Origin of the sequence: Nocardia sp. NPDC024068 (assembly GCF_040638875.1) — a bacterium.
Lineage (GTDB): Bacteria > Actinomycetota > Actinomycetes > Mycobacteriales > Mycobacteriaceae > Nocardia.
In genome coordinates this window covers 1-13,493 of record NZ_JBEZYU010000004.1, presented here as the reverse complement: position 1 = coordinate 13,493, position 13,493 = coordinate 1, and the positions used below count along the sequence as shown (strand labels likewise).

The window sequence follows — 13,493 nt, the reverse complement described above, 5'->3', positions numbered from 1 at the left end:
CGGAGAGCGAGGGGGTGGGACCCGGCGACAATATCAGAAAGAATGAACATGTCTTCATGTATATGATGTATCCGGCCGAGTAAGCTTCCGGAGCATGGGACACGGAGTCGAGGGGCGCGATCGCCCGGCCCCGCGGCTGGACGCCGACGCCGCGGCCCATGTCGCGAATACCCTGCAGGCCCTGGCCACGCCGAGTCGGCTGCTGATCCTCACCGAGTTGCGGCAGGGCCCCTGCCCGGTGAGCGAACTGGCCGCGGCGATCGGTATGGAGCAGTCGGCGGTCTCACATCAGCTGCGGCTGCTGCGTAATCTGGGGCTCGTCGTCGGAGTCCGCACCGGGCGATCCATCGTCTACCGGCTCTACGACGACCACGTCGCGCAGCTACTGGACGAGGCCGTCTACCACAGCGAACACCTCAGGCTCGGGCTCTCGGACGGGTCCGGGGCCACCGGCTGAACGCGGCCCCTACCCGAGCAGGGTTTCCACGACCGGTGTACTCAGTGTGGTGCCGTTGATCTCCAGGTACAGTTGGCCCTCGGTGATCGAGACGCCGGCGGTGTTGCGGCGTTCCAGGGTCGCGGCGGCCGCCTCGATGAACGCCCGGTCGAAGGCGCGCAGCGGGATCGTCTCCGCGTGGTGGATGCGCTTACCGCTGAGCGGGGCCAGCACCTTGGCCGGGTCGCGGTGGGTGTAGACGGCGACCCGGCCGGCGAGTTTGCTACCGCGATGCACCCGGTCGGCGTCGGGGGCGCCCACCTCGATCCAGGCGGTGATCCGGCCGGTGAGATCGCGGACCAGCACCGCGGGTTCCCCGGTGGAGGACACGCCGCCATCGCTGAACGTGATGCCCTCCTCGTATTCGAGGCAGTAGGCCAGCAGACGCGTGATCAGGAATTCGGCCGTTTCGGAGGGGTGGCGGGCCAGCCGGAGGTCGAACTCCTCGTACACCCCGCGATCGATATCGGAGAGGTTCAGGGTGAAGGTGTGCACAGTCGCGCCGATAGCCATAGGACGGCAAGCCTAACCCGCGCCCGCCGCTACTCCCCGCTGCATCAGCTCAACCGTCATGCATCGCCGTCACATGAGCGCGGAACTCCCGGCCAATCGAGTGGCGCGACCTGGGTTTTCCTGATCAGCGATCTCTCGAGCCTGCTGCCGGCGCCGCACGACCATGCTCACGTGTCAGTCCGGGCTGCGGGTGATAATCCGGGCAGCCGGCACCGCTGTCGCGAGATGCATGATGTCGTCGGGATCCGACGTGATCACCAGGCCACCACCGAACTGGGCGCACACCGCGACCACATGCGCATCCGCCAGATACCGGCTGCCTGCCTTCGCGCCGTTGAGAATCGCACCGACCTGACGGGCGACATCGAAATCGGTGGGTACTATCCGCACCGGCCGATGCGCCGCGGCGTCGCGTAGCGTGCGGGCAACCAGCGTCTCGACCTGCCGCGTGCGGGCGACGCCACGGCACACCTCGGCGCAGACAACGGCCGGTACCAAAACCTCACTTCCGCGGCGGTACGCCTCCGCGAGGAGTGCCTGCACCCGTTTCGGCGGCTTCGGCTCGGCGGCCGCGGAGAGACCGGCGGAATCGAGGACTACCGGCAGCATCAGGCGATCTCGCGTCCGTACCCGATACCCTCGAGCTCGTCGAAGGCGGCAGCCGCATCACTCGCATCGTCGTCCCCGACCGGGCCGACGGACCGCTCCCAGCCCTCGAGCAGATCACGAAGCGCGTCTCGTCGCACCATCCGATCCACGTGCTCGACGAGAGCCGCATTCACTACGGTGGACAAGTGCGCGTCACCCAGTTGACGTGCCTTGGCCAAGACCTCTTCATCGATGGTCACTGTTATCTTACGTTTGGCCATACAACCATCTTACTCTGCCGTCGGGCAAACAGGTTCGCCCCGCGGGACCCAGCCTCCGGCAATACGGCTCGATCGGTGGCGGGCACTACTGAGGTCGCTGGCCGTGGGGCGATCGGCCCGAGCGCCGCGGTTCGGGATCGCGCCGAACCGGGCAACATCCTCGGAAAACGACACGGTCGCCGCAACCTCTCATATCGAGAGGATTGCGACGACCGCGTGAACCCAAGTCATGGGCCGGGGCCTCCCGTGCGTCAACTGTCGCGCGGGGTCCCGCGATCAGCCGAGGCTGAAGGGCTGGCCCCAGACGCGGAACTCGGAGGTGCCCTGATCGGTGGCGACCTCGACCCGGACGAAGGACCGGGCCTGCGCGTAGCCGGCGCAGCCGTTGAGGCCGATCGTGGAGTCGGACCAGGTCACCGAGCCGCTCTGGCCGGTGAACTTGGTGGCGAACTGGTGGCCCTCGTTGCCGTAGACATCCGGCTTCTCGATATCGAGCAGCAGGAACGAGGTGGCCTGGCCGGGGCCGAGGGTCAGGTTGCCGCCGGTGCTGGCGTTACCGGTGACCTTCTCGCCCGCGACGCTGGCGCCGAGTCCGTTGGTGGTGCTGCCACCGCTGATATCGACCTGGCAGCCCACGGTGTAGCCGGGGGTGATCTTGGTGCCCTTGTGGCTGCCGTGCACCTCGATCTGCGCGCTACCCGACACCCAGGTGTTGCGGTGCAGCGGGGTCGAACCCATCGAGGGGTTGATCAGCGCCGACTCGTTGGCGATGCGGGCGGTGACCTGCAGCCCGTTGGGCAGGGTGTGGTGCAGTTCGGCCCCGGGCAGCGGGATGAAGGTATCGGCGTCGGCCGCGCCGGCCGAGAACAGGCCGATGGTGGCGGCGGTCGCGGCGGCGAGGCTCGCGGCGCGCACCGCGCTCTTCTTGATAACAGACATTGCTATTTCCCTCTCGGAAGAGAATTCCGTTCAGCGACGGATTTGATCGACCAGATACGACGTGCGTCAGCCGATGCTGAACGGAGCTCCGTACAGGGTGGTCTTCGAATAGTGGTCACCGATGATTTCGACGACGGCGTAGGAACGGGCCTGCGCGTATCCGGCGCAGCCCTCGATGGTCATTTCGACATCCTTGTAGTCGACCCAGTAGACACCGGGCTTCGGGATATCGACACCTTCGACGTGGACGAATTTGACCTCACCCGGGCCGAGTTTCAGGCCGACCGATCCGCTGATGCCGCCGCCGCTGGAGTTGACACTGACGGAGGCGCCGGCGGAGATGGCGTCGTCGCCGATGCTGACCTGGCAACCCACGATGTAGCCGGCGCTCACCCGCGAAGTGCCGTGGGTGGAGGAGTTGTTCGTACCCGGGGCGTTGGTCGGGCCCTTCCAGGGGCCGGGGGTGCCCTCCGGGGTCTCCGTGACGTCGGCGTAGACCTGGCCGGTGAGCCAGGCGGTCCGGCCCGCTCCGTTGGCCGACAGCGACGGCGAGATGAGCGCGCTCTCGTTCACGCGGCTCAGTTTCACGCCGGGGCCGAGCTTCTCACCCCCGGGCAGCGGAACGAAGGTGTCGGCGTTCGCGGTACCACCGGCAACGCCGAGAACGGCCGCCGTCATCGCCGCGGTGGCAGCAATCGACTTGATATTCATCGTGTGTCCCTCATTGTTTTGCGGATTGCCGCCGGGCATGGCTGTAGCGCCGATATCCGGCGAAAACGGCAGCGGAATACGCCCCGGCAGCGCCACGTGACGAATCACGTTCGGCTCTACGGGGTTATCTGCCCAATCGCAGGTGAAATCCGGTGGGCGGAGAATCCACCGGTGGTGTCAGATCGTCGTCCTGGGCGATCAGGTGACGAAATGCTGCTTCATGAATCCCTCATCCCTGTCGATCTTCTTGCAGCCCGGCCGGTTCCGGCCGGAGATATGCGCCGCCCGTGCGCAGGAGAGGGGAAAGGGAATATGCGCTACCAGGATTCAGCGGAACCGGTGTACGCATCCCATCACCTCTTGCTCGTGTCCCGTACGGTCGGTGGCCGGTCGCGCGTCCCCTGGGGGGCCGGCTTCCTGCCGCGACTGCCGCGGGAGCGGTTGTCGGCACAGTCTGTTGCTAGCCTGGTCACAGTTAGGTTAGCCTGCGCTCACTATAAAGGGTTGGTAACTAATTTTGTGAGTTACCACCGTGACTTATGTCATAGATACCGGAAGGGGCAGGTCAGATGCGCAGTAGGTGCGGCACCGTCTCATGACCGCCGGTTCGTCCTATGAATATCACACGCGAGCGTCCTTTCGCAGGTGGATGGGGTGGTTGCTTGCCGCAGTCTGTCTCATTTCGGCCTGCGCGCTCAGTATTGCGATCGGCACGAAGAATATTCCCGTCACCGATCTGCTGGACGCGCTCTGGCAGCCGGACGGGTCTCCGGACGACCTGATCGTCAGTGAGTACCGGCTGCCGCGTACAATCCTCGGCCTTCTGGCGGGAACCGCCCTCGGCGTCGCGGGCTGTCTGATGCAGGGACTGACCCGGAACCCACTGGCGGATCCCGGTCTGCTGGGGGTCAACGCCGGCGCCGCGTTCGCCATCGCGGTGGCCGTCGCGTACCTCGGCGTCGACAGTATCGGCGAGTACGTCTGGTTCGGATTCGCCGGTGCCGCAGTAGTGTCGGTGGTGGTGTTCCGGTTGGGCACCGTGGGCCGCGGCGGTACCGATCCGATCCGGCTCACGCTCGCGGGTGTCGCGGTCACCGCGGTGCTCACCGGCGTCACCAAGGGGCTGATCCTGTTGAACTCCGTCGCCTTCGACAAGATGCGGCAGTGGGACGCGGGCGCGCTCACCGGGCGGGGTTACGACGTCATCGCCGGGGCGGCGCCCTTCATCGTCGCCGGGATGATCCTCGCCGCGATCGCCGCCCGGTCGCTCAACGCCGTGGCCCTCGGTGACGACCTCGCCCGGGCGCTCGGCGTAAATGTGACGCGCACCCGGGTGTGCACCGCGCTGGCGCTGATCCTGCTGTGCGGTACCGCCACCGCCGCGGTCGGGCCCATCACCTTCGTCGGGCTGGCGGTTCCGCATATCGCCCGCTGGATCGTGGGTCCGGATCACCGCTGGATCGTGGCGTATTCGCTGGTCCTGGCTCCGACGCTGGTTCTGGTGGCGGATGTGGTGGGCAGAATCGCCATCCCGCCGGACGAATTGGCGGCCGGTGTGGTGACGGCGTTCCTGGGCGCGCCGGTGCTCATCTGGCTCGCCCGCCGTACGGAATTGAGGCAGTCGTGACGACCTCGTCCGAGGCGCCCGGAACCGCGCCGGGAAAGACGCCGCGCCTGGGCCGGGCGTCGGCCATCGATTTCGGCCGGACCGTCCGCGTCGTGCGCACGCGGGGTATGACCGCCCGGTTCGGGGTGCGCGGCGTGGCGGTGTCGGCGGTGCTGCTGCTCGCGGCCGGTGTGGTGGCGGTACTGGCGCTGAGTACGGGTGATTTCGTGATCCCGCCCGACCGCGTGCTGCGGGCGCTGTTCGGCGCCGGGGTCGGCAGCGACGATCTGGTCATCTGGGAATGGCGGGCGCCCCGGGTGGTGATGGCGCTGGTCCTCGGCGCCGCGCTCGGGCTCAGCGGCGCGATCCTGCAATCGGTGACCCGCAATCCGCTGGGCAGCCCGGATATCGTCGGGTTCAACTCCGGCGCCTACACCGGTGCGCTCCTGGTCATCCTGGCCGGGGGCGGCTACTACGCGACGGCGGCCGGTGCGATCGGTGGCGGGCTGCTCACCGCGCTGGCGATCTTCGTGCTCGCGTTCCGGCAGAACGTCAAGGGATTCCGGCTGATCATCGTCGGTATCGGTCTCTCGGCCATGCTGGGCGCGGTCAACACCTGGCTGATCCTGCGGGCCGATCTCGACGAGGCGATGTCGGCGGCCGCCTGGGGGGTGGGCACCCTGGACGGCCTGACCTGGCCGGAGATCACCCCGGCACTGATCGTGCTGGCTCTGCTGGCGCTGGCGGTGGTTCCGGCGTCCTATCGATTGCAGATCATGGAACTGGGCGACGATACGGCTCAGGCGCTCGGAATCCGCGCGAGCCGGGCGCGGCTGCTGCTGATCGTGCTGAGTGTCGCGTTCACCGCCGTCGGGACGGCCGTGGCCGGGCCGATCGCCTTCGTCGCGCTGGCGGCGCCGCAGCTGGGTCGCCGGCTGGCGCGGACGCCGACGACGGCGCTGCTGCCGGCGGCGGCGATGGGTGCGCTGCTGCTGGTGCTCTCCGACTGGATCTCGCGGCGTGCCTTCGCGCCGACCACGGTGCCGGTCGGGGTGGTGACCGCGTCGGTCGGCGGGGCGTATCTGGCCTACCTGCTGGTGGTCGAGGCTCGGAAGAACTGAGGAATCATCGTGGAAAAGCAAGTTGCCGACGGCGGGCCGGTCGGGCACGACACCGTGGCGGGCGAGCCGGGCGCGGAAACCGGCCCGGCGGCTCGGCTGCGCGCCGACCGGCTACGGCTCGGCTACCGCAACCGGGTCATCAGCGAAGAACTCACCGTCGATGTCCCAGATGGGACATTCACGGTCATCATCGGGCCGAACGCCTGCGGGAAGTCCACCCTGCTGCGCGCACTGTCGCGGCTGCTCGCTCCCGAATCGGGTGCGGTACTGCTCGACGGTAAGCAGATCGGTTCCTACCCGGCCAAGGAGGTGGCCCGGCGGATCGGCCTGCTGCCGCAGACCTCGACCGCGCCGGAGGGTATCCGGGTCGCCGATCTGGTCGCCCGCGGCCGGTATCCGCACCAGTCGCTGATCCGGCAGTGGTCCCATGCGGACGAGGAGGCCGTGGCCGCAGCCATGACGGCCACCGGGGTGGACGAGTTGTCCGGGCGGCTGGTGGACGAGCTGTCCGGCGGGCAGCGGCAACGGGTGTGGATCGCCATGGTGCTCGCCCAGGAGACCCCGATCGTGCTGCTGGACGAGCCCACCACCTTCCTCGATATCGCTCATCAGATCCAGCTGCTGGACCTGTGCCGGGATCTGAACCGCGAAACCGGCCGGACCGTGGTGGCGGTTCTGCATGATCTGAACCACGCGTTCCGTTACGCCGATCACTTGATCGCCATGCGCGACGGCGCCGTGGTCGCCACCGGAGCGCCCCGCGACATCGTCACCGCGGAATTGGTCCAGAAGGTCTTCGACCTGGGATGCCGGGTGATCGAGGACCCGGAAACGGGGGCGCCGCTGGTGGTTCCGCTGGCCGCGAAAGCGGTCCGCGTGAGCTGACCGGCCGGGCCTGGCGCCTTAAGGACTAATTCGCGAAAGGTGTTTACTTTAGTAAAGGTTAGGCTAACCTCAACTGTGGTCGTGTGTCCCGTTGCCGGGTCGTGAGGGGGTCGGCAGGGCAGGCGAGAGTGGTTCACAGCGAAGGGAGTTGCCGTGTCGGCGGCAGTGCAGAATGCCTCGATGGTCAGCGGTCCCGGATTACCGCTCACCGGCCCCCAGCTGGGAATTTGGAATGCGCAGCAGTTCGATCCGGAATCCGGCCGCTACCTGGTGGGGGAGGTCCTCGAGATCACCGGCGAGGATCCGATCGATGTGGGCCTGCTGGCCGAGGCGATCAGGCTGACCGTCGCCGAAGCAGAGAACATGCGCCTGCGCTTCCGCGATACCGACGCCGGTCCACGGCAATTCGTCAGCGACGAACCGGCCGTCCTGCAGCCGATGATCGATCTGCGCGGTGCGGCCGAACCGCTGTCGCTCGCCCACGAAGCGGTGGCACTCGAGCGCCACCAGGCCGCCCAGCGGTGCCGGGGCATGGTCGACCGGCGGCTCTACAACTACACCCTGATCCGGCTCTCCGAACGTGAGGTGTGGTGCGTCCAGCTCTACCACCACCTGATCGTCGACGGCTACAGCGCCGCGCTGCTCTCGCGCCGGGTGGCCGCGCACTACACCGCGCTGCGGCGCGATACCGAACCGCCGAAGGCGACCTTCGGGACCATCGCGGCGCTGGTCGCCGACGAGCAGACCTACCGCGACAGCGACCAGTTCGCCGATGATCAGCGGTACTGGCGCGACCAGCTCAGTCCCGCACCCTCGCTCGACGGCCGCGGGACCGCGCTGGGCGGCGCGGTGGAACGCACCATTCGCGCCGAGGCGATCCTGCCGGTCGCCACCCTGGACAAGTTGCGTGCCTGCACCGAGCGCTATCGGATCACCTGGGCGGACGGGCTCATCGCCTGCTACGCGGCGTACCTACAGCGACTGCTGGGCACCTCCGATGTGGTGCTGTCGATGCTGATGATGGGCCGGGTCGGCCGGGTCGCGCTGAGCACACCGTCGATGGCGGTGAACGTGCTGCCGCTGCGGCTGGCCGTGCACGCGCACGAAACGGTCGGCGAACTCGGTGTCCGCGTGGCCGAAACGTTGCGTGAGATGCGCCGGCACCAGCGCTACAGCGGCGCCGACCTGGCTCGCGACCTGCGCGGTTTCGGAGCCGGTGAACTACTGCACGGAATCGGGATCAACCTGAAGGTTTTCGATTTCGCGCTCGACTTCGACGGGGCCAGGGGCGTCCTGCGCAATGTGGCCGGCGGTCCGCCGGAAGACCTGGGCCTGGTGGTGACCCCGCTGCCCGATAAATCGGTGCTGCTGAATTTCGAATGCGACGCCCGCACCAACGAACCGGAGATCGCCTACCGCCGGGTGGCGGGTCTGGTCCGGGTGATCGAGGCGTTCACCGAACTGGACAAGGTGCCGGTCGGGGCACTGGAACTGCTCGACCGGGAGGAACGGGCCGGATTGCTGACCGCCCGCACCGGCCCGGCGGCCGCCGCGGGGACCGAACTGGTGCCCGCGGCCCTGGACCGGATGGTGCGCGGCTACGCCGGAGAGACGGTCCTGGTGGCGGGAACCGAGCGCTACACCGGCGGCGAACTCGGGGCCCGGGTTGCTCGCCTGACGCGCTATCTGCGCGACCGCGGTGTGCGCGCGGGTGATCTCGTGGGTGTCGCGTTGCCCCGGACCGCCGATCTCGTGATCGCGCTGCTGGCGGTATGGCGCGCGGGCGGGACCTATCTGCCGCTGGATCCGGAACATCCGGTGCCGCGCCTGCTGACGATGGTCGCCGATGCCGCACCGGTACTGATCGTCACCGACGGTGAATCGGCCGGGCATTTCCCCGGGCAGGTGGTCGCGGTGGACGACGAGTCGGTGCGTGCGGCGGTACGGGAATATCCGGACGGTCCGCTCACCACGTCCGAAACCGGGGCCGTGCGTGGCGATCATCCGGCCTACGTGCTCTACACCTCGGGCTCGACCGGCACACCCAAGGGCGTGGTGATCGACCACACCGCGCTAGCGCAGCTGGTCGCCGGACATCGCGGTGGTCTCTACGCCGAGGCGGTCGAACGGGCCGGGGGCCGGCGGCTGGCGGTCGCGCACACCACCTCGTTCGCCTTCGACGCCGCACTCGACCCGCTGCTGTGGCTGCTCGACGGCCACCGGATCCACCTGTACGACAGCACTGTCCGGCGCGACCCCGCCGCGCTGATCGCGGCGTTCGTGGCCGACGGTATCGAGGTCGTGGACGGCACCCCGACCTTGGCGTCCGCGCTGTTCGCGCACGGCCTGACGGAGGTGGCGCCGCGCCTGCTGGTACTCGGCGGCGAGGCGTGCCCGCCGGACCTGTGGCGGGGTGTGCAGCGGGCCGGTATCACCGCGGTCAACCTGTACGGCCCGACGGAGGCCACCGTCGACGCCGTCGGTGCCGCCGTACGCGGCGACGATCCGCATATCGGCCTGCCGCTGCCCGGGGTGCGGGCGTATCTGCTGGACAACGGTTTACAGGTGGTCGCCGACGGACAGACCGGGGAGTTGTATCTCGCGGGTGACGGGATCGCCCAGGGATATCTGGGCCGTCCGGGTGCGAGCGCCCAGAACTTCGTGCCCGACCCGTTCGGCCCGCCGGGGGCCCGGATGTACCGCACCGGCGATCTGGCGCGCTGGGTTACCGGCAGCGGCTACTTCTATTCCGGCCGGGCCGACGCACAGGTCAAGATTCGTGGTCACCGCATCGAAATCGGTGAGGTGGAGGCCGCGTTGAGCGGGCTGCCGGAGGTCACCGCCGCGGCCGCGGATATCCGCGAACTCGGGGGACGGCCGAGCCTGATCGGCTATGTGGTCGCCGCGCCCGGCGCCGCGGATCAGGTGGCCGACGGGGCCGCCGATCTCGGTGCCCGGCTGCGCAACCGGCTGGCCGAACTGGTGCCCGATCCGATGGTGCCGTCCCGTATCACCGTGCTCGGCGAACTGCCGTGGACGGTCAACGGCAAAGTGGACCGGCCCGCCCTGCCCGATCCGGTGGAGTCCGCGGGTGGTGGCCGCGCCCCGGCGACCGCGGCCGAGCACACCGTCGGCGCGGTGGTGGCCGAACTGCTCGGGCGCGACGCGGTCGATATCGACGACGATTTCTTCGGTGCCGGCGGGGACAGCATCACCGCCATCGGCGTGTGCAGCCGGTTGCGGGAACGCGGTCTGGTCCTCGCGCCCCAGGATCTGCTCACCCGGCGCAGCCTCGGCGATCTGGCGGCCACGGCCGAACCGGTGCAGGCGGATCCGGTGCGCGAGCGGGTCGTCGCGACCCGTGAGAACTCGGTATCGATCACGTTGCCGTCCGGAACGGTCGACGAGCTCACCGCCGCGCACGGCCCGATCGCCGATGTGCTGCCGCTGTCGCCGCTGCAGGAGGGCCTGCTGTTCCACGCGCTGCGCGACGGCGCCGCCGATGTCTACACCCTCACCGCGCGGTTCGAACTCGCCGGGCCGCTGGACGCCTCGCGCTGGGAAGCGGCCTTCGCCGAGGTGCTGCGCCGGCATCCGAATCTGGGCGCGGCGTTCCACTACGAGCAGGCCGATCAGCCGGTCCAGGTGGTACCCGCCTCGCCCCGGGTGGCCTGGCGCTTCGAGGATCTGGGGGATCGGCCGCGCGCCGAGGCCGAGGCCGAAGCGCTGGCGCTGGAAACCCGGGCCGGAGCCGAACTCTTCGATATCGGCGATCCGCCGTTGCTGCGCGCACTGCTGATCCGGCTCACCGATTCGGTGCACCGGCTGGTGCTCACCGCCCACCATCTGCTGGCCGACGGCTGGTCGGTGCCGATCCTGCTGCGCGAGATGCTCGCGCTGTATCACGGCGAACAGCTCGCCGAACCCGGTTACTACGGTGACTATCTGGCATGGCTGGCCCGGCGCGATATCGACGGCGCCACCGGCCGCTGGCGCGACTACCTCGCCGGTCTGGCGGCGCCGAGTCTCGTCGCCACCGGAAGCGGCCGATCGACCGCGGTCGGGCTGCGGGTGCCGGTGGCCGCGGAGACCGCCGCCGCGCTGGAGGCATTCGGGCGGGAGCACCGGCTGACCATGAACACCCTGCTGCAGGGCGCCTGGTCGATGGTGCTGGCCGAACAGCTCGGCCGCACCGATGTGGTGTTCGGGGCCGTGGTGTCGGGGCGGCCGGCGGATCTGCCGGGCGTCGCGGGGATGGTCGGCCTGTTCAGCAATACCGTTCCGGTCCGGATGACCCTGGACCCGCATCGCCCGGCCGCCGACCAGCTCGCCGGATTCCAGCAGACCACACTCGATATGCAGAACCAGGGCTTCCTGGGGCTGGCCACGGTGGAACGGGCCGCCGGAGTCGGGCGGCTGTTCGACAGCCTCGTCGTATACGAGAACTTCCCGAAAACCGGTGTGCAGGGCAACGATTCGCACGAGGTCGGGGTGGCCGGGGTCGCGGTGCACAGTCTCACCCACTTCCCGGTGGTCGTCACGGCGCTGCCGGGCGAGGCGTTCCGGCTCATGCTGCACCACGATCCGGCCGCGGTCGAACGGGCACCTGCGCAGCGGATGGCCGAACGGCTCGGCGCCGTGCTGACCACACTGGTCCAGGACCCGACCGCCACCGTCGAGACGGTGCTGCGGGCCACCCGCCACCCCGGCACCCACGGTGACACACTGGCCACCTGGGGTCCGGTGGCCGGAATCGACCCGGAAGCCGCGGCGCTCACCGCCGACGGCATCACCCTCACGTACGCCGAGTTCCACACCCGGGTCAACCGGCTGGCCCGCTGGCTGATCTCGCGCGATATCGGCCCGGAGGTACCGGTGGCGGTCGCGATGGGGCGCAGCCCGGAATCGGTGATCGCGGCGCACGCGATCTGCCGCGCGGGCGGGGTCTACCTGCCCGTGGACCCCGCCCAGCCCTCCGAGCGGGTGGACACCATTCTCGGCACCGCGGCCGCGGCCCTGGTGCTGACCAGGACCGCCGACGGTTTCGGCACCGGCCGCGCGCCGGTCGTCGCGGTCGACACCCTCGATCTCTCGGCGCTGCCGGGCGACCCGCTCACCGATACCGGGCGCCGGGCGCCGCTGCGTCCGGACAATGCCGCGTATCTGCTGTTCACCTCGGGCTCCACCGGTGTGCCGAAGGGGGTTACGGTCGCACACGAGTCCATCGTCAACACCTTCGCCTGGTTGCAGGAACAGCAGGGGTTCGGTGCCGGGGACACGATGCTCTACCGCACTCCGGCGACCTTCGACGCCTCGCTGCTGGAGATCTTCCTGCCGCTGCTGGTGGGCGCCCGGATCGTCCTGGCCCGGCCGAACGGTCACCGCGATCCCTACTATCAGGCGCGCCTGATGGCCGAGGAACAGGTGAGCGCGGTCCAGATGACCTCCTCCATGCTCACCACCATGACCGAGGAAAGCGATCTGTCCGGCTGTACCGCGCTGCGCTGTGTGTTCACCGGTGGTGAACCCTTGCCCCCGGCCACCGCCCGCCGATTCGCCGAACTCACCGGGGCCCGGGTGAACAACCTGTACGGGCCCACCGAGGCCGCGGTCTGCATCACCTATCACGCCGCCACCGATGCCGATACCGTGACGGTTCCGATCGGGCGTCCGGCCGGCGGCGCGGGTGTGCGGGTGCTCGACGAAGCGCTGCGCCCGGTGGGAGCGGGAGTGGTGGGGGAGCTGTACCTGACCGGTGTCCAGCTGGCCCGGGGCTATATCCACCGGCCGGAACGCACCTCGCATGTCTTCGTCGCCGACCCCGAGGGCCGCGGCGAACGGATGTACCGTACCGGCGATCTGGTGCGCTGGGGGCCGCACGGCGAACTGGAATACGTGGGCCGCTCCGACAGCCAGGTGAAACTGCGCGGGCAGCGGATCGAACTCGGCGATATCGAATCGGCCGTCCTGCGCCGGCCCGAGATCGCCCAGGCCGTGGTGATCCTGCGCGAGGACATCCCCGGAGACCAGCGGCTGGTCGCCTACCTGCGGCCGCGGGCCGGTGCCGCGGTGGACGCCGACGCAGTACGCGCCACGGTACGAGAGGTACTGCCCGAGTACATGATTCCGTCGGCATTCGTGGAGCTCGACGAGATCCCGATGACCGTCAGCGAGAAGTTGGATCGCAAGGCGCTGCCGGTGCCGGAGTATCCGGTGGAGGCGGGGCCCGCTGCGGCTCCGGCGCCCGCCGGTGCGCCTGCCGCCGGTGCGGCGGCCGGAACCGTGGCGGCCGGAACCGTGGCGGCCGGAACCGTGGCGGCCGGAACCGTGGCGGCCGGAACCGTGGCGGCCGG

The 13,493-nt window shown here is 69.2% G+C and carries 10 protein-coding genes; 5 read left to right on the top strand and 5 right to left on the bottom strand.

Annotated features, from left to right (window positions below):
* Window positions 1-94 precede the first annotated feature (94 nt).
* A complete protein-coding gene (locus tag AB0F41_RS07160) occupies window positions 95-457 on the top strand; it encodes a metalloregulator ArsR/SmtB family transcription factor (RefSeq protein ID WP_357421854.1) in 363 nt (120 codons plus the stop codon).
* Between the two features lie 9 nt (window positions 458-466).
* On the opposite strand, the gene AB0F41_RS07155 is transcribed toward AB0F41_RS07160, so the two are convergent.
* From AB0F41_RS07155 to AB0F41_RS07135, 5 genes are all read right to left on the bottom strand, one after another.
* Window positions 467-1,009 (bottom strand): YaeQ family protein, encoded by a 543-nt coding sequence (locus AB0F41_RS07155; RefSeq protein WP_357421853.1) that lies wholly within the window; start codon window positions 1,007-1,009, stop codon window positions 467-469.
* A 174-nt stretch (window positions 1,010-1,183) separates the two neighbouring features.
* Window positions 1,184-1,618: a type II toxin-antitoxin system VapC family toxin gene (locus tag AB0F41_RS07150; RefSeq protein ID WP_357421852.1), complete on the bottom strand. Its 435-nt coding sequence runs from the start codon at window positions 1,616-1,618 to the stop codon at window positions 1,184-1,186.
* Window positions 1,618-1,878, bottom strand: a complete 261-nt coding sequence (locus AB0F41_RS07145; RefSeq protein ID WP_357421851.1) for a type II toxin-antitoxin system CcdA family antitoxin — start codon at window positions 1,876-1,878, stop codon at window positions 1,618-1,620. Before AB0F41_RS07145 ends, AB0F41_RS07150 begins: the two co-directional genes overlap by 1 nt.
* Window positions 1,879-2,154: 276 nt before the next feature.
* On the bottom strand, window positions 2,155-2,817 hold the full coding sequence (locus AB0F41_RS07140; RefSeq protein WP_357421849.1) for an MspA family porin: 663 nt from the start codon (window positions 2,815-2,817) through the stop codon (window positions 2,155-2,157).
* A gap of 66 nt (window positions 2,818-2,883) precedes the next feature.
* Window positions 2,884-3,528 (bottom strand): MspA family porin, encoded by a 645-nt coding sequence (locus AB0F41_RS07135; protein ID WP_357421848.1) that lies wholly within the window; start codon window positions 3,526-3,528, stop codon window positions 2,884-2,886.
* Window positions 3,529-4,177: 649 nt separating this feature from the next.
* Between AB0F41_RS07135 and AB0F41_RS07130 the strand changes: the two genes are divergently transcribed.
* The 4 genes from AB0F41_RS07130 to AB0F41_RS07115 all read left to right on the top strand — a co-directional run.
* On the top strand, window positions 4,178-5,155 hold the full coding sequence (locus AB0F41_RS07130; protein WP_357421847.1) for an iron chelate uptake ABC transporter family permease subunit: 978 nt from the start codon (window positions 4,178-4,180) through the stop codon (window positions 5,153-5,155).
* Window positions 5,156-5,262: 107 nt separating this feature from the next.
* Entirely contained in the window at window positions 5,263-6,255 is a 993-nt protein-coding gene (locus AB0F41_RS07125) for an iron chelate uptake ABC transporter family permease subunit (protein ID WP_357422054.1), read from the top strand.
* A gap of 54 nt (window positions 6,256-6,309) precedes the next feature.
* Window positions 6,310-7,140 (top strand): ABC transporter ATP-binding protein, encoded by an 831-nt coding sequence (locus tag AB0F41_RS07120; protein ID WP_357422053.1) that lies wholly within the window; start codon window positions 6,310-6,312, stop codon window positions 7,138-7,140.
* 180 nt (window positions 7,141-7,320) lie between these two features.
* The coding region (locus AB0F41_RS07115) for an amino acid adenylation domain-containing protein (protein WP_357421846.1) at window positions 7,321-13,493 on the top strand (6,173 nt) is incomplete at its 3' end.

Excerpts from the sequence above, each read along its gene's own strand:
- AB0F41_RS07135 (WP_357421848.1), bottom strand. The coding sequence starts at position 3,528 with ATGAATATCAAGTCGATTGCTGCCACCGCGGCGATGACGGCGGCCGTT.
- AB0F41_RS07150 (WP_357421852.1), bottom strand. The coding sequence starts at position 1,618 with ATGCTGCCGGTAGTCCTCGATTCCGCCGGTCTCTCCGCGGCCGCCGAG.
- AB0F41_RS07140 (WP_357421849.1), bottom strand. The coding sequence starts at position 2,817 with ATGTCTGTTATCAAGAAGAGCGCGGTGCGCGCCGCGAGCCTCGCCGCC.
- AB0F41_RS07145 (WP_357421851.1), bottom strand. The coding sequence starts at position 1,878 with ATGGCCAAACGTAAGATAACAGTGACCATCGATGAAGAGGTCTTGGCC.
- AB0F41_RS07125 (WP_357422054.1), top strand. The coding sequence starts at position 5,263 with ATGACCGCCCGGTTCGGGGTGCGCGGCGTGGCGGTGTCGGCGGTGCTG.
- AB0F41_RS07155 (WP_357421853.1), bottom strand. The coding sequence starts at position 1,009 with ATGGCTATCGGCGCGACTGTGCACACCTTCACCCTGAACCTCTCCGAT.
- AB0F41_RS07130 (WP_357421847.1), top strand. The coding sequence starts at position 4,178 with ATGGGGTGGTTGCTTGCCGCAGTCTGTCTCATTTCGGCCTGCGCGCTC.
- AB0F41_RS07160 (WP_357421854.1), top strand. The coding sequence starts at position 95 with ATGGGACACGGAGTCGAGGGGCGCGATCGCCCGGCCCCGCGGCTGGAC.